Annotated in this window: 20 protein-coding genes; 12 read left to right on the forward strand and 8 right to left on the reverse strand. The window is 73.2% G+C overall.

The annotated features are described in order from the left end of the window. Nucleotides 1-13: 13 nt before the first annotated feature. From ACSUPT_RS20760 to ACSUPT_RS20775, 4 genes are all read left to right on the forward strand, one after another. Nucleotides 14-931 carry a F0F1 ATP synthase subunit gamma gene (locus ACSUPT_RS20760; protein ID WP_351965775.1) on the forward strand — a complete coding sequence of 306 codons (918 nt, stop codon included), beginning with the start codon at nucleotides 14-16 and terminating at the stop codon, nucleotides 929-931. Continuing rightward, the gene (gene atpD, locus ACSUPT_RS20765; RefSeq protein ID WP_351965774.1) at nucleotides 931-2,373 is read left to right on the forward strand and encodes a F0F1 ATP synthase subunit beta; all 1,443 of its coding nucleotides are present in this window, start codon (nucleotides 931-933) and stop codon (nucleotides 2,371-2,373) included. The genes ACSUPT_RS20760 and atpD overlap by 1 nt, the downstream gene beginning before the upstream one ends. Nucleotides 2,374-2,587: 214 nt before the next feature. Then, a complete protein-coding gene (locus ACSUPT_RS20770; protein WP_351965773.1) occupies nucleotides 2,588-2,962 on the forward strand; it encodes a F0F1 ATP synthase subunit epsilon in 375 nt (124 codons plus the stop codon). Nucleotides 2,963-3,120: 158 nt separating this feature from the next. After that, a complete protein-coding gene (locus tag ACSUPT_RS20775; protein WP_351965772.1) occupies nucleotides 3,121-3,567 on the forward strand; it encodes a DUF2550 domain-containing protein in 447 nt (148 codons plus the stop codon). Nucleotides 3,568-3,932: 365 nt separating this feature from the next. On the opposite strand, the gene ACSUPT_RS20780 is transcribed toward ACSUPT_RS20775, so the two are convergent. The 3 genes from ACSUPT_RS20780 to ACSUPT_RS20790 form a co-directional block, all read right to left on the reverse strand. Beyond that, complete coding sequence (locus ACSUPT_RS20780; protein WP_399217100.1) at nucleotides 3,933-5,708, reverse strand: glycosyl hydrolase family 18 protein; 1,776 nt, start codon at nucleotides 5,706-5,708, stop codon at nucleotides 3,933-3,935. 219 nt (nucleotides 5,709-5,927) lie between these two features. Then, complete coding sequence (locus ACSUPT_RS20785) at nucleotides 5,928-6,656, reverse strand: response regulator (protein ID WP_436945244.1); 729 nt, start codon at nucleotides 6,654-6,656, stop codon at nucleotides 5,928-5,930. Next, nucleotides 6,653-7,876 carry a sensor histidine kinase gene (locus tag ACSUPT_RS20790; RefSeq protein ID WP_399216798.1) on the reverse strand — a complete coding sequence of 408 codons (1,224 nt, stop codon included), beginning with the start codon at nucleotides 7,874-7,876 and terminating at the stop codon, nucleotides 6,653-6,655. The genes ACSUPT_RS20785 and ACSUPT_RS20790 overlap by 4 nt, the downstream gene beginning before the upstream one ends. Nucleotides 7,877-8,010: 134 nt before the next feature. Here ACSUPT_RS20790 and ACSUPT_RS20795 point away from each other — a divergent pair, with 134 nt between their 5' ends. Beyond that, nucleotides 8,011-8,592, forward strand: coding sequence for a hypothetical protein (locus ACSUPT_RS20795; RefSeq protein ID WP_436945245.1), 582 nt, complete (start codon nucleotides 8,011-8,013; stop codon nucleotides 8,590-8,592). Nucleotides 8,593-8,661: 69 nt separating this feature from the next. On the opposite strand, the gene ACSUPT_RS20800 is transcribed toward ACSUPT_RS20795, so the two are convergent. Then, nucleotides 8,662-9,234, reverse strand: a complete 573-nt coding sequence (locus ACSUPT_RS20800) for a cob(I)yrinic acid a,c-diamide adenosyltransferase (protein WP_361664708.1) — start codon at nucleotides 9,232-9,234, stop codon at nucleotides 8,662-8,664. Between the two features lie 203 nt (nucleotides 9,235-9,437). On the opposite strand from ACSUPT_RS20800, the gene ACSUPT_RS20805 reads away from it, so the two are divergent. The 3 genes from ACSUPT_RS20805 to ACSUPT_RS20815 all read left to right on the forward strand — a co-directional run bounded on the left by ACSUPT_RS20805 (nucleotide 9,438) and on the right by ACSUPT_RS20815 (nucleotide 14,232). Then, nucleotides 9,438-10,286, forward strand: a complete 849-nt coding sequence (locus tag ACSUPT_RS20805) for a 3-hydroxyacyl-CoA dehydrogenase family protein (RefSeq protein WP_351965766.1) — start codon at nucleotides 9,438-9,440, stop codon at nucleotides 10,284-10,286. Nucleotides 10,287-10,431: 145 nt separating this feature from the next. After that, nucleotides 10,432-10,755, forward strand: a complete 324-nt coding sequence (locus ACSUPT_RS20810; protein WP_351965765.1) for an STAS domain-containing protein — start codon at nucleotides 10,432-10,434, stop codon at nucleotides 10,753-10,755. A gap of 585 nt (nucleotides 10,756-11,340) precedes the next feature. Continuing rightward, nucleotides 11,341-14,232, forward strand: a complete 2,892-nt coding sequence (locus tag ACSUPT_RS20815; RefSeq protein ID WP_436945248.1) for an ATP-binding protein — start codon at nucleotides 11,341-11,343, stop codon at nucleotides 14,230-14,232. A gap of 100 nt (nucleotides 14,233-14,332) precedes the next feature. Here the strand turns inward: ACSUPT_RS20815 and nucS are convergent, their stop codons facing one another. Next, nucleotides 14,333-15,004, reverse strand: a complete 672-nt coding sequence (gene nucS, locus ACSUPT_RS20820; RefSeq protein WP_351965763.1) for an endonuclease NucS — start codon at nucleotides 15,002-15,004, stop codon at nucleotides 14,333-14,335. A 220-nt stretch (nucleotides 15,005-15,224) separates the two neighbouring features. Between nucS and ACSUPT_RS20825 the strand changes: the two genes are divergently transcribed. Beyond that, the gene (locus ACSUPT_RS20825) at nucleotides 15,225-15,617 is read left to right on the forward strand and encodes an SCO5389 family protein (protein WP_351965762.1); all 393 of its coding nucleotides are present in this window, start codon (nucleotides 15,225-15,227) and stop codon (nucleotides 15,615-15,617) included. A gap of 73 nt (nucleotides 15,618-15,690) precedes the next feature. Here ACSUPT_RS20825 and ACSUPT_RS20830 read toward each other — a convergent pair whose 3' ends face one another. Continuing rightward, a complete protein-coding gene (locus tag ACSUPT_RS20830) occupies nucleotides 15,691-16,725 on the reverse strand; it encodes an LLM class flavin-dependent oxidoreductase (RefSeq protein ID WP_351965761.1) in 1,035 nt (344 codons plus the stop codon). 233 nt (nucleotides 16,726-16,958) lie between these two features. Between ACSUPT_RS20830 and ACSUPT_RS20835 the strand changes: the two genes are divergently transcribed. Continuing rightward, nucleotides 16,959-17,297: an ATP/GTP-binding protein gene (locus ACSUPT_RS20835; RefSeq protein WP_351965760.1), complete on the forward strand. Its 339-nt coding sequence runs from the start codon at nucleotides 16,959-16,961 to the stop codon at nucleotides 17,295-17,297. A gap of 222 nt (nucleotides 17,298-17,519) precedes the next feature. Here ACSUPT_RS20835 and ACSUPT_RS20840 read toward each other — a convergent pair whose 3' ends face one another. Further along, entirely contained in the window at nucleotides 17,520-17,825 is a 306-nt protein-coding gene (locus ACSUPT_RS20840) for a cupin domain-containing protein (RefSeq protein ID WP_436945250.1), read from the reverse strand. Nucleotides 17,826-18,386: 561 nt separating this feature from the next. On the opposite strand from ACSUPT_RS20840, the gene ACSUPT_RS20845 reads away from it, so the two are divergent. Both ACSUPT_RS20845 and ACSUPT_RS20850 read left to right on the forward strand, forming a co-directional pair. Then, the gene (locus ACSUPT_RS20845) at nucleotides 18,387-19,511 is read left to right on the forward strand and encodes a DegT/DnrJ/EryC1/StrS family aminotransferase (protein WP_436945251.1); all 1,125 of its coding nucleotides are present in this window, start codon (nucleotides 18,387-18,389) and stop codon (nucleotides 19,509-19,511) included. Nucleotides 19,512-19,722: 211 nt separating this feature from the next. Next, nucleotides 19,723-21,120, forward strand: a complete 1,398-nt coding sequence (locus ACSUPT_RS20850) for an NDP-hexose 2,3-dehydratase family protein (RefSeq protein ID WP_403505441.1) — start codon at nucleotides 19,723-19,725, stop codon at nucleotides 21,118-21,120. A gap of 67 nt (nucleotides 21,121-21,187) precedes the next feature. Here ACSUPT_RS20850 and rfbB read toward each other — a convergent pair whose 3' ends face one another. Then, complete coding sequence (gene rfbB, locus ACSUPT_RS20855; protein ID WP_361663259.1) at nucleotides 21,188-22,171, reverse strand: dTDP-glucose 4,6-dehydratase; 984 nt, start codon at nucleotides 22,169-22,171, stop codon at nucleotides 21,188-21,190. Nucleotides 22,172-22,201: the final 30 nt, after the last annotated feature.

A 22,201-nucleotide genomic window follows, 5' to 3' on the forward strand; every position in this document is an offset into this window, starting at 1 on the left:
AGGGACCTGATCCATGGGAGCGCAGCTCCGGGTCTATAAGCGTCGCATCCGGTCGATCACCGCGACGAAGAAGATCACCAAGGCGATGGAGATGATCTCCGCCTCGCGCATCGTCAAGGCGCAGCGCAAGGTGGCGGCCTCCACGCCGTACGCGACCGAGCTCACCCGCGCGGTCACGGCGGTGGCGACCGGGTCGAACACCGACCACCCCCTCACCACGGAGGCGAAGTCCCCGACCCGTGCCGCGGTCCTGCTCATCACGAGCGACCGCGGTCTGGCCGGCGGCTACTCCGCCAACGCCATCAAGCAGGCCGACCGGCTCGCCGAGCGGCTGCGGGGCGAGGGCAAGGAGGTCGACACCTACATCGTCGGCCGCAAGGGTGTCGCCTACTACGGGTTCCGCGAGCGCAAGGTCGCGGACTCCTGGACCGGCTTCTCCGACAACCCGTCCTACGCGGACGCCAAGCAGGTGGCCGCCCCGCTGATCGCGGCCGTCCAGCAGGACACCGCGGACGGTGGTGTGGACGAGCTGCACATCGTCTTCACGGAGTTCGTGTCGATGATGACGCAGACGCCGGTGGACAACCGGATGCTGCCGCTCAGCCTCGCCAAGGCCGGGGACGAGGAGGGGACGAAGGGCGAGATCCTTCCCCTGTTCGACTTCGAGCCGTCGGCGGAGGACGTCCTCGACGCCCTCCTGCCGCGCTACGTCGAGAGCCGCATCTACAACGCCCTGCTGCAGTCCGCCGCTTCCGAGCACGCGGCCCGCCGCCGGGCGATGAAGTCGGCGACCGACAACGCGGGAGAGCTGATCAACACGCTCTCGCGCCTTGCCAACGCGGCCCGCCAGGCCGAAATCACCCAGGAAATCAGCGAGATCGTCGGTGGCGCCAGCGCCCTGGCCGACGCGACCGCGGGGAGTGACAAGTAATGACGACCACTGTTGAGACGGCCGCCGCCACGGGCCGCGTCGCCCGGGTCATCGGCCCGGTCGTCGACGTGGAGTTCCCCGTCGACGCGATGCCGGAGATCTACAACGCGCTGACGGTCGAGGTCGACGACCCGGCCGAGGAGGGCAAGCGCAAGACGCTGACGCTCGAGGTCGCGCAGCACCTCGGCGACGGCATCATCCGCGCCATCTCCATGCAGCCCACCGACGGTCTGGTCCGCCAGGCCCCGGTGACCGACACGGGCAAGGGCATCACCGTCCCGGTCGGCGACTTCACCAAGGGCAAGGTGTTCAACACCCTCGGTGAGGTGCTGAACGTGCCCGAGGCGAACGCCGAGGTCACCGAGCGCTGGCCGATCCACCGCCAGGCCCCGGCCTTCGACCAGCTCGAGTCGAAGACCGAGATGTTCGAGACCGGCCTGAAGGTCGTCGACCTTCTCACCCCGTACGTCAAGGGTGGAAAGATCGGTCTGTTCGGTGGCGCCGGCGTCGGCAAGACCGTGCTGATCCAGGAAATGATCATGCGTGTCGCCAACCTCCACGAGGGCGTCTCCGTCTTCGCGGGCGTCGGTGAGCGCACCCGTGAGGGCAACGACCTCATCCAGGAGATGGAGGAGTCCGGCGTTCTGGACAAGACCGCCCTGGTCTTCGGCCAGATGGACGAGCCCCCGGGCACCCGTCTGCGCGTCGCCCTGGCCGGTCTGACGATGGCGGAGTACTTCCGCGACGTCCAGAAGCAGGACGTGCTCTTCTTCATCGACAACATCTTCCGGTTCACCCAGGCCGGTTCCGAGGTGTCCACCCTGCTCGGCCGCATGCCGTCCGCGGTGGGTTACCAGCCGAACCTGGCCGACGAGATGGGTCTCCTCCAGGAGCGCATCACGTCGACCCGCGGTCACTCGATCACCTCCATGCAGGCGATCTACGTCCCCGCCGACGACCTGACCGACCCGGCCCCGGCCACCACCTTCGCCCACCTCGACGCGACGACGGTTCTCTCCCGTCCGATCTCCGAGAAGGGCATCTACCCGGCCGTGGACCCGCTGGACTCCACGTCCCGGATCCTGGACCCGCGCTACATCGCGCAGGACCACTACGACGCCGCCATGCGCGTCAAGGGCATCCTGCAGAAGTACAAGGACCTCCAGGACATCATCGCTATCCTCGGTATCGACGAGCTGGGCGAAGAGGACAAGCTGGTCGTCCACCGCGCCCGTCGCGTCGAGCGCTTCCTGTCCCAGAACACCCACGCGGCGAAGCAGTTCACCGGCGTGGACGGTTCGGACGTTCCGCTCGACGAGTCGATCGCCGCGTTCAACGCGATCTGCGACGGCGAGTTCGACCACTTCCCGGAGCAGGCCTTCTTCATGTGCGGTGGTCTCGAGGACCTCAAGAAGAACGCCAAGGAACTCGGCGTCTCCTGAGGCTCGCGTGACGTGTGAGGGGGCGGGCGCGTCCCGCCCCCTCACGCTGCACCCCCCTCCCGGGGCCCCCGTGCCCCGGACCCCGGCCGCCCCGGCGGCCGGCCCCCGGCCCCGCGGCCGGTGCGGGTCCTCGGCGCTCCGGCGCCGACGGCCCTACTAGACTTATGACCCAACACCCGGCAAGACCGCCGGGTGGTGACCCGAGGAGCCACCCTTGGCCGCTGAGCTGCACGTCGAGCTGGTCGCCGCGGACCGGAGTGTCTGGTCCGGCGAGGCCACCATGGTCATCGCGCGCACCACCTCCGGCGACATCGGCGTCATGCCCGGCCACCAGCCGCTGCTCGGTGTGCTGGAGTCGGGCCCGGTGACCATCCGTACGAGCGAGGGGGGCACGGTCGTCGCCGCTGTGCACGGCGGTTTCCTCTCCTTCGCGGACAACAAGCTGTCGCTGCTCGCGGAGATCGTCGAGCTTGCGGACGAGATCGACACCCAGCGCGCCGAGCGTGCGCTGGAGCGTGCGAAGGCGGAGTCGGACGCCGCTGCGGAGCGGCGCGCCGAGGTCCGGCTGCGCGCGGCGACGGCGGCCTAGTCCCCACCGTCGCTGATCAACCTCGCCGGGTGCCCCTCACGGGGCGGCCCGGCCCCTCAGCCGCGGCTCGGCCTGGATTCTCCAGACCGGGCCGCGGCTGAGGCGATGCAGATGCAGGTCGTATTCGGTTACAGGACGAGGCGAGGAGGTCGGTGGAGATGTTCCTCGCTCTGCTGGTGAGCGCACTGGTCGTCGCACTGGTGGTGATCGGGCTCTTCGTCTTCGGCCTGCGCCGGCGGCTGATCCAGCGGTCCGGCGGCACCTTCGACTGCAGTCTGCGCTGGAACGTCCCCGAGGAGGGCGACACCTCCGGCAAGGGCTGGGTGTACGGGGTGGCCCGGTACAGCGGTGACCAGATCGGCTGGTTCCGGGTCTTCTCCTACGCGCCCCGGCCGCGCCGCGTCCTGGAGCGCTCCTCGATCGAGGTGCTCGACCGCCGGATGCCGGAGGGCGAGGAGGAGCTGGCGCTGCTGTCGGACTCCGTCGTCCTGGCGTGTCTGCACGCGGGGACGCGTCTGGAGCTCGCGATGAGCGAGGACGCGCTGACCGGTTTCCTCGCCTGGCTGGAGGCGGCGCCCCCCGGCCAACGGGTGAATGTGGCGTAGTTCTTCCTTGCCCGTTGCATGGGGGTCCCCCCGGACGAAGTCTGGGGGAGGGTGAATGTGGCGTAGTTCTTCCTTGCCCGTTGCATGGGGGTCCCCCCGGACGAAGTCTGGGGGAGGGTGAATGTGGCGTACCCGCGGGCGTCCGGGCCGCCGTCCTGCGTGGCATCCGCGTCCGTGCCGCCGCCCGGCGTAGTCCCGGGCCCCCGTCTCCATGCCGCCGGCCCGCCCGCACCGCCCCGCCTCTGTACCGGCCCGAGGCCGTACCGCCGGGCCGCCCCTGCGGCCGTACCGGAGCCGGCAATGGATCGAGCCGCACCGGACAGCCGGTGCGGCTCGATCATTTCTCGCGGGGTGGTGCGGGGTGGTTATCCGAGGCCGGAGTGGACGGCCGTGGCCAGCTCACCGTTGGCCGTGTCGCCGCTGAACTCCCAGTAGAAGGCGCCGCCCAGGCCCTGGCCCTTGGCCCAGGCCATCTTGGACTGGACCGTCGCCGGGGTGTCGTAGCTCCACCAGTTGGTGCCGCAGTGGGCGTACGCGGTGCCGGCCACGGTGCCGTTCGCCGGGCAGGTGTTCTTGAGGACCTTGTAGTCCTCGATGCCCTGCTCGTACGTGCCGGCCGCCGGGCCCGTGGCGGTGCCGCCCGGCTCCTTCTGGGTGACGCCGGTCCAGCCGCGCCCGTAGAAGCCGATGCCCAGCAGCAGCTTCTTGGCGGGCACGCCCTTCGCCTTCAGCTTGGCGATCGCCTCGGCGGAGGTGAAGCCGGACTGCGGGATGCCCGGGTAGGTGGTCAGCGGTGAGTGCGGGGCCGTCGGGCCCTTCGCCGCCCAGGCGCCGAAGAAGTCGTACGTCATCACGTTGTACCAGTCGATGTACTGCGAGGCCGGGCCGTACTCGGCGGCGTCGATCTTGCCGCCGGCCGAGGCGTCCGCGGTGATCGCCGCGGTGACCAGGTTGTTCGCGCCGAACTTGGCGCGCATGGCCTGCATCATCTTGGTGAACGCGGCCGGGCCGCTGGTGTCGCAGGTCAGGCCGCAGGCGTTCGGGTACTCCCAGTCCAGGTCGATGCCGTCGAAGACGTCGGCCCAGCGCGGGTCCTCCACCAGGTCGTAGCAGGACTGGGCGAAGGCCGCCGGGTTCTGCACGGCCTGGCCGAAGCCGCCGGACCAGGTCCAGCCGCCGAACGACCACAGCACCTTGATGTGCGGGTACTGGGCCTTCAGCTTGCGCAGCTGGTTGAAGTTGCCGCGCAGCGGCTGGTCCCAGGTGTCGGCCTTGCCGTCGACGGACTGGTCGGCGGTGTAGGCCTTGTCGTAGTCCGCGTAGGCGTCACCGATGGTGCACTTGCCGTTCTGGACGTTGCCGAACGCGTAGTTGATGTGGGTGATCTTGTTGACCGTGCCCGACGTCACCAGGTTCTTGACGTGGTAGTTGCGGCCGTAGACGCCCCAGTTGGTGAAGTAGCCCATCTTGACGGTGGACGACGGGCCGGGGCCCGGGCCGGGGCCGCCGTCGCCACCGGTGGTGCGGACCGCGACGGAGCCGCTGGCCGGGCCGGTCTGGTCGGCCGTGTCACGGGCCTGGACGCTGTACGAGTAGTCGGTGCCGGCGGTCAGGCCGGTGTCCGTGTACGTCGTGCCGGTGACGGTGGCGACCTTGGCGCCGCCGCGCAGGACGTCGTAGTTCTTGACGCCCTTGTCGTCGGTGGCCGCGGTCCAGCTCAGCTTCACCGAGGTGTCGGTGATGTCCGAGGCGGTCGGGGTGCCGGGGGCGGACGGCGGGTTGTCGCCGGGCTGGCCCGGACCGCCGTCACAGGACTCGCCGTTCAGCTTGCAGCCGGTGGGCGAGCCGCTGCCGGTGCCGTTGAACCCGAAGGAGACGGACGCCCCGGGGGCGAGGGTGCCGTTCCAGGAGAGGTTCTTGGCGATCCAGTGGTTGCCGCTGTTGGTGACGGTGGCGTCCCAGGCGGAGCCGACGGACGTGCCGGCGGGGAAGTCCCACTCGACGGTCCAGGAGGAGAGGGCGGTGGTGCCGGTGTTCTTCACCGTCCACTTGCCCTCGAAGCCGCCACCCCAGTCGGAGACCTTGGTGTAGGTGGCGGTGGCCGAGGCGGCTGCCTGGGCGGGGGTCGCGAGGCCGACCATGGCGGCCAGCGGGAGCAGCAGGGCGGTGGCTCCGGCCGTGGCTCTGGCCAGGAGACTTCCTCTGCGCGGTGGTGCTTGAGTGCTCGTGCTCAACGGTGCTCCTCAAGGTGCGGACGGACATGGTGGGGGTCCGTGTGTCCGTGAATGGTGCGCGCCGTGAGCGTAGGAAGGTCTGGACCAATCGTCAATAGGTCCAGACCACTGTGGGCTGTTGTCGGGTCAGACGCCCAACTCCCGGGCCAGCACCGCCGCCTGTACCCGGCTGCGCAGCCCGAGCTTGCCCAGAAGCCTGCTGACGTGCGTCTTCACCGTCGCCTCCGCCATGTCCAGCCGCAGGGCGACCTCCGCGTTCGACAGGCCCTCGCCGAGGCACGACAGGACCTCGCGCTCCCTGCGCGTGAGCGGTTCCAGCACGCTCGGGTCCGGCGCGTGCGCGGGCTTCGGTCCGCCGCCCGGCTCCACGGCCCGGCCCGGCCGGGGCGCCGCGAACTCCGCGATGAGGCGCCGGGTCACCGCCGGCGCGATCAGGCCCTCGCCGCGCGCCACCGTCCGCACGCCCTCGATCAGGTCCCGCGCCTCCGCGTTCTTCAACAGGAACCCGGCGGCGCCCGCGCGCAGCGCCCCGAAGACGTACTCGTCCAGGTCGAAGGTGGTCAGCACCAACACGTCCGCGAGGCCCTCGGCCACCACCCGCCGCGTCGCCTCCACCCCGTCCAGCAACGGCATCTGAACGTCCATCAGCACCAGGTCGGGCCGCAGCTCGCGGGCCATCCGCACCGCCGCCTCGCCGTCGCCCGCCTCGCCGACGACCTCGATGTCCGGCGCGCTGCGCAGGATGAGCACCAGCCCGGCGCGCACGGCCTTCTGGTCCTCCGCGACCAGGACCCGTACGGGCCGTCCGGCCGTCCGCGCCCCGGTGTCCCGCCCGCCCATGTCTCCGGCGCTCATGTCTCCGGCTCCTTGTCGTCCTCCGCCACGGGCAGCACCGCCCGTACCCGCCATGCCGTACGCCCCGCCCCGTCGCCGCCCGGGCCCGCGTCCCCGTCGTACGGGCCCGCCGCGAACTCGCCGCCCAGCAGCGCCACCCGCTCCCGCATCCCCACGAGGCCGGCCCCCGCCCCCGGTGCCCGCGGGCCCGCCGCCTCGCGGTCGAACGGGCTCGTCACGGTGACGGTCAGCGCGTGCTCGGCCCGGTCGACGACGACGGTCACCTCACCCGCGTCGGCGTGCTTCAGCGCGTTCGTCAGCGACTCCTGCACGATGCGGTACGCCGCCAGCTCCACCGGCGCCGGGAGCTCCCCGTCCGGGGGCGGGGCGGTCAGCCTGAACGTCAGCCCGCTCGCCGCGCCGCTCGCCGCCGCCTGCCGTACGAGGGAGGCCAGCCCGGCCAGGGTGGGCGCGGGCGCCGGCTCGTCGGTGCCGCCGTCCCGGAGCAGCGCGATCAGCCGCCGCATCTCGGCCAGGCCCTCCACGCTGTTCTCCCGGATCACCCCGAGCGCCTCGCGGCTGGTGTCCGGATCGTCCAGGGAGAGCGCGGCCGTCGAGTGGATGGCGATCGCGGAGAGGTTGCCCGCCACCATGTCGTGCAGTTCCCGCGCCATCCGGGAACGCTCGGCCACCACCGCCTCGCGGCGGTCCATCTCGGCCAGCAGCGCCGTCTGCTCGGCCCGCAGCCGCGCGGCCTCCGCGGCCTGCCGGTGGTTGCGCACGACCGCCCCGGTGGTGGCCGGGACGAACGACACCATGCCGGTCATGATGCCCAGCAGCAGCGCCCACGGCTCCCGGTACCAGGCCAGCGTGGCGATCGCGACGACGACCGTGATCGAGCCCGTGACGACCGGGATGCGCCGCGCGGAGGCCGGGGGGCCGTACACGACCGCCGCGTACACGAGGTCCGTGAACATCAGCAGCGTCGCCAGACTGCCCCGCGTGAACTGGTCCGCGACGACCGCGACCGTCCCGATCAGCAGCACCGTGCGCGGCATGGTGCGGCGCAGGAACTCCAGCGCCGTCATCACCGCGAGCGGCAGCAGCACCAGCCAGGTCGCGTCGAGAACGGCGTGTTTCGCACCCTGGTTGAAGACACCGAGCGACCACAGCACCAGGCCGCCGGCGAGGCCGGTCGAGGCGAGGAAGACATCGCTGCGATGCGGGCGGGGGAATGTCACGTTCCCATCCAACACGCCTCCGCGGCCCCGACGCCTCCCCGCCCGGGCGGAGCGTCGACTACATCGAAGGATGCAGTGCGGATTCGTCATCCGCGACGACGCCGCCCGCGCCGCGCGGCGGCAGGCTTGAGGGCATGGTCGTCACCTTGATCGTGATCTGCGAAGTCGGCTTCTGGGTGCTGCTGGCGGCGGGACTCGCCACCCGGTACCTGCTGAAGATGCCCCGCACCGGCGCGGCGATGCTGCTGTGCGAACCGCTGCTGGAGGTCGTCCTGCTCGTCGCGACCGCCGTCGACCTGCGCGGCGGCGCCGAACCGGACTGGACCCACGGACTGGCGGCCCTGTACATCGGCTACACCGTCGGCCACGGGCACCGGACCGTGAAATGGCTGGACGGGCACGCCGCGCACCGCTTCGCCGGGGCGCCCCGCCCGGCCGGGCCGCCCCGCTACGGCAAGGCCCGCGCCCGCCACGAGGGCCGGCTGTGGCTCGGCACCCTCCTCGGCGGCGCCGTCGCCACGGTCCTGCTCCAGCTCGCGATCTGGTACGTGGGCGACCCGAGCCGGACCGGGTCGCTGGAGAGCTGGATGACCGGGGCGTGGCGGGCGGTGGCCATCCACGGCGTGATCGCCGCGTCGTACGCGATCTGGCCCAAGAAGCCCCCGAAGGAGCCCGCCGCCAAGGACGAGCGCACCCCGCTCGGCACGGACGCCTGAGCTCGCCCTGCGCCGCGAGGGCGGGCACTGAGGCGCCCAGTGCCCGCCCGGCGTCCGGGACCCGGTGGCTCAGCGTTCGCCGCCGGGCACCCACAGGACGTCGCCGACCTCCTTGTTGGCCACCCGCGCCAGGATGAACAGCAGGTCCGAGAGGCGGTTGAGGTAGGTGGCCGTCAGGGCGTTCATCGTCTCGCCGTGCACCTCCAGCGCCGCCCAGGTCGAGCGCTCCGCCCGGCGGACCACCGTGCACGCCTGGTGCAGCAGCGCCGCGCCCGGCGTGCCGCCCGGCAGGATGAAGGAGCGCAGCTTCTCCAGGCCCTCCAGGAACCGGTCGCAGTCGGCCTCCAGCTTGTCCACGTACGACTGCTCCACCCGCAGCGGCGGGTACTCCGGGTTCTCCACGACGGGCGTCGCCAGGTCCGCGCCGACGTCGAACAGGTCGTTCTGCACCCGTACGAGCACCTTCACGACCTCCTCCGGCAGCTCGCCCAGGGCGATGGCGGTCCCGATCACCGCGTTCGCCTCGTTGGCGTCGGCGTACGCCGCGATCCGGAGGTCCGTCTTGGCGGTGCGGCTCATGTCGCCGAGCGCCGTGGTGCCCTTGTCGCCGGTGCGGGTGTAGATGCGCGTCAGATTGACCATACGGCCAGCCTAGTGAGGTACGGCCCCGCCGGAAGGCCCCCGCCCTCCCCGGACATGGCGCCGGGCTCACCGCACGCGGCGTTCCGATGTGATGTCCGTCATCTGAGACGTGACGCGCATCTCTTCACCGCCACAGGAACCCTCCCGGGCAGTAACCTCCCGCCGGAGAACCGAAAAGCGGACGCGTGTGAAGGGGAATGAACGTGGCCAGGAAGCTCGCCGTCATCGGCGCCGGACTCATGGGGTCGGGCATCGCGCAGGTCTCGGCCCAGGCGGGATGGGACGTCGTGCTGCGCGACGTCACGGACGCCGCCCTCACCCGCGGTACGGACGGCATCAAGGCGTCGTACGACAAGTTCGTCTCCAAGGGCAAGCTCGACGCCGCCGACGCCGAGGCCGCGCTGGCCCGCATCACCACGACCACCGACCTGGACGCCGTCGCCGACGCGGACATCGTCGTCGAGGCCGTCTTCGAGAAGCTCGAGGTCAAGCACGAGATCTTCCGCGCCCTGGACAAGCTCGTCCGGGACGACGCGGTCCTCGCGTCCAACACCTCCGCCATCCCGATCACCAAGATCGCGGCGGTCACCGAGCGCCCCGAGCGCGTCGTCGGCACCCACTTCTTCTCGCCCGTCCCGATGATGCAGCTGTGCGAGCTGGTCCGCGGCTACAAGACGAGCGACGAAACCCTCGCCACCGCCCGCGAGTTCGCCGAGTCGGTCGGCAAGACCTGCATCGTCGTCAACCGCGACGTCGCCGGCTTCGTCACCACCCGGCTCATCTCCGCCCTCATCGTCGAGGCGGCCAAGCTCTACGAGTCGGGCGTCGCCTCCGCCGAGGACATCGACATCGCCTGCAAGCTGGGCTTCGGCCACGCGATGGGCCCCCTCGCCACCGCCGACCTGACGGGCGTCGACATCCTGCTCCACGCCACCGGCAACATCTACACCGAGACGCAGGACGAGAAGTTCGCCCCGCCGGAGCTGATGCGCCGGATGGTGGACGCCGGTGACATCGGCCGCAAGAGCGGGCAGGGCTTCTACAAGCACTGACCCCTCCACACCAAACCGGCTTCACCCTCCGGGGTGAATTTGGTATCGGTTCGCTTACAACGCGCAACTGCTCAGGTGATACGGCAGTCACTTGTTGCAACAGAAAGACGTGACGGAACACGAACAGCACTCCCGGGGAGCGCATATGCACATCAGGGGCGACCACACCGAGCTGGTCGTCGGGGGCCGCCTCGACGTCCGCAGCGCGGCGGACGCCCGTACGATCCTGCACTCGGCGGTCGACGACGGAGCCGGCGACCTGGTGCTCGACCTGACCGGCCTCGACTCCTGGGACGCCACCGGGCTCGGGGTCATCATGGGCGCCCACCGCCGCGCGGGACGCTGCGGCCGCCGTCTCGTCCTGCGCGGCGTGCCGCCCCAGATGCAGCGCCTCCTCGTGGCCACGCGGCTCCACCGCATCCTCGCCATCGAGGGCGGCCTCGCCGCGGACTCGCTGCCCCGCGTCTGAGCCGTATCCGGCCGCCCCCTCCGGGCGGCGGCCGCGGCGGTGCCCATGGCGAGCAGGTGCTTCGCGGACCGGTGCCTCGGCGGGCCGGTGCTCCGGCGGACCGGGCCGGCGGGCGTCCCATAGGCGCCCGCCGGCCCGTTCCTCTTGTCCGGCGCGGCCCGTGGGCCCCGTGCCCGCCACCGCGCAGGTGCCGTACGCGGGCCCCGCTGTGCGCCGTGCGCGGGCCCCGGTGTGCGCCGTGCGCGGTTCCGGGCCGGTGCCGGGCGGGCGTCGTACGGGGAGCTCGTGAGGGCGTCCCGCGGGTGATTCGTGGGGGCCTTGTGGGCGGGCGGCGCGGGCGGGCCGTACATGCGGTGGCAAAACACCCCAGGCCGTTCCAGCCGCCCATACTCACAAGACCGTGACGTCTGGGGCGGCCGGTACCCCGGCTGTTTCCCCCCACTCCGCGAGCGTCTAGGGTCTTGGACGTCTGCCCATCGACGGACCCACACGGCGGGCACCGGACCAGAAGCGACACGCGCGTGCAGATCGGCCGGGAGGGGCTTCGCCGCACCACGCTTTTGGGGGGCTTTCACCATGGACCCGATGAACCCGCAGCCGGACGACCCCGGCCACGACGGCGACGACGCCGCGCGCCGCACCGGCGACGCCGGCCGCTCCCGCGCCTCCCGCGACGACCTGCCCGCACCGGTCGGCGCCGGCAAGGCCCCCGCCCCCGCCCGCACCGCCCAGCTCGTCGCCGGCGACTTCCTCCTCACCGTCAACCCGGTCGACGGCAGCGAGATCGAGCCCTGCCCGCCCGGCCGCCGGCCCGCGCCCCCCGCCCGCCGCACCCCCGCGCAGCGCGCCGAACGCGACCGCGCCGCCGCCCCGCCCGTACCGACCGGGCCCGCCGCGCCGCACCCGCCGCTGCTCCAGCGCGCCGAGGAGCGCGAACGCCTCGTCCGGCTCCTCTCACGCGGCCGCTCGGTCCGTCTCACCGGGCCCGCCGGCTCCGGCCGCACCCGGCTGCTCGACGCGGTCGCCGCCGACTGCGCCGACCTGGCGCCCGACGGGGTCATCCGCGTCTCGGGCCACCGCCGCACGGCCGGCGAGGTCCTGTACGAGATGTTCGCCGCCGTCCACGACGCGCCGGGCCACCGCCCCGACCGCGCCGGACTGCTCGCCCATGTCCGCGAGATCGGCGCCGTCGTCGTCGTGGACGACCTGGAGTTCGGCGGGGCGGCCCTGGACGAGCTGCTCGACGCGGCGCCCGAGTGCGCCTTCCTCCTCGCCGCGACCCCGGCCACGCCCCCGCCCTCCCCGGACGCGTCCGTGGACGAGGTGGCCCTCACCGGCCTCGACCGGTCCACCACCCTCGAACTCCTCGAGCACGCCGTCGACCGGCCCCTCACCGACGACGAGGCCAACTGGGCCGGGGACCTCTGGTTCGAGTCCGAGGGCCTGCCCCTGCGCTTCGTCCAGGCGGGCGCCCTGCTGCGGCAGCGCGACATCCTGCGCGCCCCCGCCCCGGCGGCCGACGGCGCCGACCCGGACGACGACGTCTTCGCCGACGTCCGCGACACGCCCCTCCCGAGCCTCGGCGAGGCCGCCGCGCCCGCCGCGCTCCTCGCCTCCCGGCTCTCCGAGGCCGCCCGCGACACGCTCCGCTTCGCCGTCGCCCTCGGCGGCGAGGTCCCGCACCAGGCGCACCTGCCGGCCCTCGTCGGCGACACCCACGCCGACGCGGCGCTCGGCGAGCTCGTCCGCTGCGGGCTGCTCACCCCCGTCGGGCCCCGCCACCGGCTGGCGTCCGGCGTCATCGAGCAGCTGGTCCAGCACGGCTACGACGACGGCGCCCTGGGCCGCGCCCACACCGCCGCCCAGCACTACGCCTGGTGGGCGGGCCACCCGTCCGTCGCGCCCGAGCGGGTCGCCGCCGAGGCCGACGCCGTGCTCGCCGCGCTCCACGCCCTCGCGTCCAGCCAGGAGGCCGGGCACGCCAGCGCCGCCGTGCTGCTCGCGCGCAGTGCCGCGCCCGCCCTCGCGGCCGCGCTGCACTGGGGCGCCTGGGAGCGGGCGCTGCGCTCCGGCCAGGCCGCCGCGCGGCTCGCCGGCGAGGTGGCCGAAGAGGCGTACTTCCACCACGAGCTGGGCGTCCTCGCGCTGTGCAAGGGCAACCTCGACCGGGCGCGCGCCGAGCTGGAGGCGTCCATAGCGATGCGCGGCGCCCTCGCCGACAAGCGCGGCACCGTCGCGGGGCGGCGCGCCCTCGCGCTCGTCGCCGACCGGGAGCGCGGCGCCGCGGCGTACGACGAGCCGGCCACGCCGCTGCCGGGCAGCCTGCGCGCGAGCCCGCCGCCCGCCGCGGCCGGACCGGGTGGAGCCCTCGGCGGCCCCGGCGGCCCGGGCCGTACGGGCGTCTCCGGTACCGGAATCGGCGCGGGTACCGGGATCGGCGCGGGGCCGGGCGCCGGTACGGGCATCGGGGCCGCCGCCACGGGCGCGACCGGCCCGGGCACGGACGGCGACGCGGGCACCCGGGCGTACGGCTCCACCGCCGGGGCCGCGGGCCGTACGGGCTCCGCGACCGGCGCGGGCGCGGCCTTCGGGGCGGTCGCCGCGGGCCACGGTGGTGCGGGAGCCGGTTCCGCCGGCCGTTCCGCTTCCGGGCACGGCTCCGCTTCCGCCTCCGGCCACGGCTCCGCCGGGGCGGACTTCGACCGGGCGTACGGCGCCTCGGGCGCGGGCGGCGGCAAGTACGCGCAGGCACAGGAGGAGCCGCCCGCGCGCAAGGGGATGCGGGGGCTGCTGCTGAGCGGTGCCCGGCGCAACCTCGTCGCGGCCGGGGCGGGCGCCCTCCTCGCGGCCGTGCTCGGCACGGTCGTCACCATCGGCGCCACCTCGGGAGACGGGGACACGGGTCCGGCCGACGGCACGGTCGTCACCGACCGCTCGCCGGACGCGGGCACCACCGGCGGGGGCGGCTTCGACGACGAGACCCCCGACGAGGAGAACGGCAGCGGCACGTCCGGCGGCGGCACGGGCGAAACCGGCACCGAGCCGACGGGCGACCGGCCCGGTTCCTCCCAGCAGCCGGGCACGACCGGCTCCACTCCCGACGAGCCGTCCGACGATCCGGCCGCCGACCCCTCGACGTCCGACGGGGACGACACCACGTCCGGCACGACGACGACGGGCGGAGGCGGCGGCGGTACCGACACGGGCGGCAGCACCGGCACGGGCGGCTCCACCACGTCGTCCGGCGGTTCGACGAGCACCTCGGGGTCGTCCGGCGGCGGCTCGACCACCACGCCCGACCCGACCGGCTCCACGACGAGCAGCCCCAGCCCGTCGGACTCGCCGTCCCCCTCCACCACGCCGCCCACGGAGACCCCGACCACGGGCGGGACCGGGGACGCCGCCGGGACGTCGGCCAGCGCCAGCGGGCCCGTCGCGCCCTCCGGACCGGCCCCGCAGAGCGGCACCGCCGCCTGACCCGGCGCGGCGCCACGGCCGCGCACAGCACGACGGCCCCGCACAGCGCGACGGCCCCGGGCGGAACGCTCCGCCCGGGGCCGTGCGCGTGCACGCGGCGTCAGAACAGCCGCAGCTTGTCGTCCTCGATGCCGCGCAGCGCGTCGTAGTCCAGCACCACGCAGTCGATGCCGCGGTCGGTCGCCAGGACGCGCGCCTGCGGCTTGATCTCCTGCGCGGCGAAGACGCCCCTCACCGGCGCCAGGTGCGGGTCCCGGTTCAGCAGATCGAGGTAACGGGTGAGCTGCTCCACGCCGTCGATCTCGCCGCGCCGCTTGATCTCGACGGCGACCGTGCCGCCCTCGCCGTCCCGGCACAGGATGTCGACCGGGCCGATCGCCGTCGGGTACTCGCGGCGGATGAGCGTGTATCCGTCGCCGAGCGTCTCGATCCGGTCCGCGAGCAGCTCCTGGAGGTGCGCCTCCACGCCGTCCTTGATGAGGCCCGGGTCGACGCCCAGCTCGTGGGACGAGTCGTGGAGGATCTCCTCCATCGTGATGATCAGTTTCTCGCCCGCCTTGTTGACGACCGTCCAGACGCCCGAGGAGTCGCCTTCGCCCTCTTTGAGGGTGCACGGCGGCGACATCCAGTTGAGGGGCTTGTAGGCCCGGTCGTCGGCGTGGATCGAGACGCTGCCGTCCGCCTTGACCAGGATCAGACGGGGGGCGGAGGGCAGGTGGGCGGTGAGCCGGCCCGCGTAGTCCACGGAGCAGCGGGCGATGACGAGACGCATGGTGCGCAACGCTACTCGACACACGCGGTTCCGCGCGATTCGGTGCCAAACGGCCCTGGTTCCTTGGCCTGTTGTGGGTCAATCTCCTGGTGCGGTCCGGACAGCGCGCCTACCGTGGAAGCGGGAGGTCGTCACTCGTGCACGCAGCGTGTGCGTACGGGGGCTCCTCCTTCCCTGCCCGTAAGACCCCGCTCCCGGCGGGGTCGCGAGAGGAGAACCCATGTCGCTCGACGTCTCACCGGCGCTGTTGGAACAGGCCGAGCGAGGCGAGGTCGACGAAGCGGCCTTCGTCGACTGCGTCCGGACCTCCCTGCCCTTCGCATGGGAGATGATCAGTTCTCTGGTGGCCCGGCTGAGGACGGACGGGGGCGCCTTCGCCGACAACCAGACGCCTCCGCCGGACGAGCACGCGCGCGGGCAGCTGCTGCGCGCGCTGGCCAGCGACGCGATACGCGGGGCGCTGGAGCGCCACTTCGGCGTCCGTCTCGCCTTCCAGAACTGCCACCGCGTCGCGGTGTTCCCGCTCGACCCGGCGGCCGACGAGCGGCTGGCCCGCTTCACCTCCGTACGGGCGCAACTGCTGAACCAGTCGCCGGTGCTGCGCGACTGCTGAGACGCGCGTACGCGTTGCCGCTCCGCATCGCCTCGCTCCGGAGGCGCGACGGGTGCAGGGGCGGCAGCCGCGCCTACCGCAGCAGGGGCAGGACCTCGGCGCCCAGCCGGCGCACGTTCTCCTCCGTCGCCGCGAGCTGGCCGGACCCCTCCGCCAGCAGCGCGAACCGCCGGATGCCGGTCCGCTCCGCCGTGGCCGCCAGCCGGTCCGCGGCGAGCCGCGGCGTACCGACCGGGTGGAGCCGGCACAGCAGCTCCGTGTACGCGTACGGGTCGCGCATCGCCCGGGGCCGCCCGTCCGCGGTGACATGCGCGGCCAGGCCGTGGCGCAGCCAGCCGGGCACGGACTTCAACAGCGTCTCCACCGCGTCCGGCGTGTGGTCGGCGAGCTGGACCACACCGGCCGACACATGCCGCCCGGCGATCCGGGCGACCTCGTCCGGGTCGTGCCCGGCGGCCAGGGCCTCGCTCCGCCACAGGGCGGTCATCTCCGCCTTCTCGTCGTCGCCGCAGTGCATCCCGAGCAGCATCGGCAGGCCGTGCGCGGCGGCGAGCCGGACGCTCCTGGCGGAGGTGCAGGCGAGGATCGTCTCCGGCGCGGCCGCCCCGTCGATCAGCTCGTCCGGGCGGGGCACGACCGGGACCTCGCGGAAGCGGTGCCGCTCGCCGTCCGCCCCGACCCGGTCCTGGCGCAGCCAGCGCAGCAGTACGTCCAGCGACTCGGGGAAGTGCCGCTCGTACGCCTCCAGGCCCGCGGCGAAGACCTCCAGGTCCACCCAGGGCCCGCCCCGGCCCACGCCGAGCGTGAACCGGCCGCCCGACGTGATGTGCAGCAGCGCGGCCTGCTCGCCCAGCGCGACCGGATGCGCCGTCGGCAGCACGCTCACCGCCGTGCCGACCCGGATCCGGCGCGTGCGGCCCAGCAGCAGCGCGGCCAGGGTGATGGCCGACGGGCACACCCCGTACGGCACGAAGTGGTGCTCCGCCAGCCACACCGAGTCGAGCCCGGCCTCCTCGGCGACCTCCGCCGACCGGACCGCCCTGTGCAGCGCCTCGCTGTGCCCCTGACCGGGGAACTGCGCCGCCAGCACGAAGGTTCCCACGCGCATCGCCTCATGCCTCCTCGACGGCCGACGCCCTTGTCTCGCCTTCACCGCCGACAACGTCTGACACGTGCCATAGGCAACGGCCACCCGCCGGATTCTTGCGATTGTCGGTTGGATGCCCTCCGACGGGGGAGGTCTCGCGCGGGTGTACGGGGGGCCCGGCGGCCCGTCGTTGGGCCTCGCGGGGCCCTTAGGCTGGACCGCAGACCTGTCCCGCCCGCCCTGTGAGGTGTCCCGTGTCCCCGCGCCGCAACCGGCCCCAGAAGAGGGGCGGAGAGAAGTCCCCCGAGACCGGCGGCGGTGACGGCGGCCGCTACGGGGGGTTCGAGCGGACGGAGTCGTGGCACGGCGAGGACTGGTCCGTACGGAACGTGGCGGGCGCGAGCGCGGCCGGCAAGCGGTACCGCTGCCCCGGCTGCGACCAGGAGATCCCCTCCGGCGTTCCGCACCTGGTGGCCTGGCCGCAGTACGGCGGCGGGGTGGACGACCGGCGGCACTGGCACAAGGCGTGCTGGAACGCGAAGGACCGCCGCACCACCCGCGTCCAACGCTCCCGCAACGCCCCCCGCTACTAGTGGCTCGGCACAGCGCCCCGGCCCGGTGACGGACCTGCTGCCCGCCGTCTCGCGGACCGTCTCCGAGCGCTGATCCCGGAGGCGGCCGCGGGGCGTCGGAGACCACCGCCCTCTCCACCCGGGGCCTGGGTACGCCCACCGGCCGCCCACCGAAGACGGACGGCACGCCCGGATCACCGACCCGGTCATGGACGGCTTGCCCGGCCAGGGTCCCGGGCAGCTTCACGCCCCGGGATCCTCCACGATCACCAACGTGCCCCGACTGCCGGGGCGGACAGCGTGTCGCGCGCCTGCCGGCACCCGGTACATCTCGCCTGCCCGCACGGCGACTTCGGCGCCCTCCACCAGCAGCTCCAGCCGCCCCTCCAGCACGAGCAGCACCTCATCGGCCCCGTGAGCCTCTTCCTGCACCGGTCTGCCGTCCATGCGCAGGACTTTCACACAGGCCGTCCCCACCTGCCCCAACGAGCGGGAGCTCCAGGCGGCCGGCAGCGCGGCCGCCGTCTCCACGACGTCGATCGGACTCATCGCATACCTCCCAACGGGCTGCTCGCACCACGGCGCACGCAGCCCGCCCGTCACCTTCAGCGGATGCCGGGACGCTATCCGGGCGGGGACGACGGTGGGTCGACCGTTTGGCAAAACCTCCCGCCGGCGGCACCGCGATCACCCGGCCGAGGCCATGTGACAAGCCACTGGGCGGCCCGGCACGGTGACCGCGGGACCGGCCCGCCGGGCGGCCGGTCCCGCAGGGCGGCCGGTCCCGCCGCGCCCGAGGAGGCCGGCCCCGCCCCGCGGGCCGTCGGGGGCGTTTCCCCGGCGGTGGAACCGGCGCGCTGATCCTCCTGAACTCCTTCTACGGCAACGGGCCGAGCACCATACTGTCCAGGGACAAGCACCGGACCGGCGCGCGCATCGCCGCCCATCCGGCCGGACCTGCCCGAAGGGCCCGACGGGCCCCGGGCGGAGACCGGCCGGCGTCCGCGGCCCGCCGTGGGGGCGGTCCGATGACCCCCGCGTTCCCCGACCCCGACCCCGACCACGGCCGAGGGATGCCCGCGGCCGCGCCCACGAAGACGAGGAGCACGCGTGACGACCCATGTCTGGGACTATCTGCCGGAGTACGAGAAGGAGAGGGCCGACATTCTCGGCGCGGTCGAGAGGGTGTTCGCCTCGGGGCGTCTGGTGCTGGGGGAGAGTGTGGCGGGCTTCGAGGAGGAGTTCGCCGCGTACCACGGTGCGGGGATGCGGTGCACGGGGGTGGACAACGGCACGAACGCGTTGAAGCTGGCGTTGGAGGCGCTGGGGGTGGGGCCGGGCGACGAGGTGGTCACCGTGTCGAACACGGCGGCCCCCACCGTCGTCGCGATCGCCGGGACGGGTGCGACGCCGGTGTTCGTGGACGTGCGCGAGGACGACTTCCTCATGGACACCGACCGTGTCGAGGCGGCGGTCACCGACCGGACGAAGGTGATTCTGCCGGTCCACCTGTACGGGCAGTGTGTCGACATGGCGCCGCTGGAGGAGATCGCGCGCAGGCACGGGCTGAGGATCCTGGAGGACTGCGCGCAGGCCCACGGCGCCCGCCACCACGGCCGGCTGGCCGGCACGATGGGCGACGCCGCCGCCTTCTCCTTCTACCCCACCAAGGTCCTGGGCGCCTACGGCGACGGCGGCGCGGTCCTGACCGCGCGCGAGGACACCGACCACGCCATGCGCCAGCTGCGCTACTACGGCATGGACAAGGTGTACTACGTCGTGCGCTCCCCGGGCCACAACTCCCGCCTCGACGAGGTCCAGGCCGAGATCCTGCGCACCAAGCTCCGCCGCCTGGACGCCTACATCGAGGGCCGCAACGCCGTCGCCCGCCGCTACGAGGAGGGGCTGGGCGACCTGACCGGGCCCGGCGGGCTGCTGCTGCCGCGCACCAACCCGGGCAACACCCATGTCTACTACGTGTACGTGGTGCGCCACCCGCGCCGCGACGAGATCATCGAGGCGCTCAAGGCGCACGGCATCGCGTTGAACATCAGCTATCCCTGGCCCGTGCACACCATGTCCGGCTTCGCGCACCTGGGCTGGGAGAAGGGCTCCCTGCCCGTCACCGAGAAACTCGCCGGGGAGATCTTCTCCCTGCCCATGTACCCCTCGCTCCCCGAGGCCGTCCAGGACCGCGTCATCCACGCCCTGCGCGACGTCCTCACCGCACTGTGACCGCACCGGAGACAGAAAGGACCACCATGCAGGCCCGAAGTCGGTACACCGAGCACATACCCGTCGGCCCTCCGGCGTTCCGCCGCGCCACCGGCCCGAGCGCCGGGACACCGCTCGGCGGCGCGCACGGCCGGAGCGGCGCGCACGGCCGGAGTGTCGCGCCAGGCCGGAGCGGCGCGTTCCGGGCCGACGAGCGGGAAGGGGCGGCGGCGTGACGCCCGGTGCGGGCCGGGGGCTGCTGCGGCCCAGAGTGCCCCTCGACCTGGCGGCGAGGCTCGCCCGGTCCGCCGCCGTCACGGGCGAGGGCGCGGACCTGCGCACCGACGAGGTGCCCGAGTGGCTCGCCGGGCGGGCCCGCGCCCACCCCTTCCGGGTGGAACGGGTCCCGCTGGACCGGCTGGACGGCTGGTCGTTCGAGCCGGGCACGGGCGATCTGCGCCACCACAGCGGCAAGTTCTTCTCCGTCGTGGGGCTCGCGGCCGAGGTGGGGGAGGACCCGGTGACCGGCTGGCAGCAGCCGATCATCCATCAGCCGGAGGTCGGCATCCTCGGCATCCTCGCCAAGGAGTTCGACGGCGTCCTCCACTTCCTGCTGCAGGCGAAGATGGAGCCGGGCAACCACAACCTGCTCCAGATCTCCCCGACCGTGCAGGCCACCCGCAGCAACTACCGGCGGGTCCACAAGGGGACGCCCGTGAGGTACCTGGAGTACTTCACCGACCGCGGCCGCGCCCGGGTCCTCGGCGACTCCCTCCAGTCCGAGCACGGCGCCTGGTTCTACCGCAAGGCGAACCGCAACATGCTGGTGGAGACCACCGGCGACGTCCCCGCGCACCCCGACTTCCGCTGGCTGACCCTCGGGCAGATCGGCGAGCTGCTGCGGCGGGACGACGTGATCAACATGGACGTCCGCACCGTCGTCTCCTGCTTCCCGATGGCCAGGCCCGCGACGGGGGCGCTGCGCTCCGACACGGAGCTGCTGTCCTGGTTCACGGAGGAGCGCAGCCGCCACGAGGTGTCGACGCGGCTCATCCCCCTGGCCGACGTGGCCGGGTGGGAGCGCGACGAGTGGGGCATCGGCAGGCCCGACGGCCGCTTCTTCCGGGTGGCCGGCGTCACCGTGGAGGCCGGCAGCCGCGAGGTCTCCGGCTGGTCGCAGCCCCTGTTCGAGCCGTGCGGCACGGGGATCGCGGCGTTCCTGTACCGGGTGGTGGAGGGCGTCCCGCACCTGCTCGTGCAGGCGAAGGTCGAGGGCGGCTTCCTGGACCGGGTGGAGCTGGCGCCGACGGTGCAGGCCACGCCCGAGAACTGGGAGCACCTGCCGGCGGGGGAGCGTCCCCGGTTCCTCGACACGGTCCTGGCGGCCCGCGCGCGGGGGGCGGTCCGCTACGAGGCCGTCCAGTCGGAGGAGGGCGGCCGGTTCCTCGACGCGCGGATCTCGTATCTGTTCGTCGAGGCGGACGAGGAGACCGCGGCCCTCGACCCGGGCCCCGGCTACCAGTGGGCGACACCGGACCAGCTGTCCGCCCTGTCCGCGCACGGCCACTATCTGAACGTGCAGGCCCGCACGCTGCTGGCGTGCGTCAACGCCGGCGCGGTCAGCCTGTGAACCCCCGACGGGGCGCCGCCACCGGTGGGCGGCGCCCCGTCGGGACGCGTGCGCGCCGGCGGCCGGGTCAGCCGACGGTCGCCGCGTCGAGCAGCGGCCGCCACCAGCCGGTGTTCTCCCGGTACCAGTCGATCGTGCCGGCCAGGCCCTCGTCGAACGGCACCAGCGGCTCGTACCCCAGCTCCTCCCGGCTCGCCTCGATGTCCAGCGAGTACCGCAGGTCGTGGCCCTTCCGGTCGGGCACCGACTCCACCGCGTCCCAGCCGGCACCGAGCGCCTCCAGGACTTTCCCGGCGAGTTCCCGGTTGCTCAATTCCTCGCCGCCGCCCAGGTGGTAAACCCCGCCGGACCGGCCGCGGGTCAGCGCGAGCGCGATTCCCCGGCAATGGTCCGTCACATGCAGCCAGTCCCGGACATTCGCCCCGTCGCCGTAAAGCGGAATCCTCTTTCCCTCCAGCAGCCGGGTGACGAAACGCGGAATGACCTTCTCGGGGAACTGGTACGGGCCGTAGTTGTTCGAGCAGCGGGTGATCACCACGTCCGTGCCGTGGGTGCGGTGCTGCGCGAGGACCATGAGGTCGGACCCGGCCTTCGACGCGGCGTACGGCGAGTTCGGCGCCAGCGGCTGCCCCACCGGCCACGAGCCCTCGCTGATCGACCCGTACACCTCGTCGGTCGAGACGTGCAGGAAACGGCCCACGCCGTGCCGCCGGGCGGCGTCGAGCAGCACCTGCGTGCCCAGGACATTGGTGGTCACGAAGGGCGTGGCGTCCGCGATGGAGCGGTCCACGTGGGACTCGGCGGCGAAGTGCACGACCGCGTCCTGCCCCGCCATGGCCTCGTCCACGAGGGCGGCGTCGCAGATGTCGCCGCGGACGAAGGTGAAGCCCGCGAGCCCCGCCACCGGGTCCAGGTTCGCGAGGACGCCCGAATAGGTGAGCTTGTCCAGCACGGTCACGTGGGAGGGCGTCACGGGGAGCTGCCCGGTCAACGCCCGGCGTACGAACTCGGATCCGATGAAACCGGCCCCGCCGGTCACAAGAATACGCATTCACCGAAGCTTAGGGGAGCGGCCGCCCGG

The sequence above is a fragment of the Streptomyces sp. SudanB25_2051 genome, from assembly GCF_964272635.1.
GTDB lineage: Bacteria > Actinomycetota > Actinomycetes > Streptomycetales > Streptomycetaceae > Streptomyces.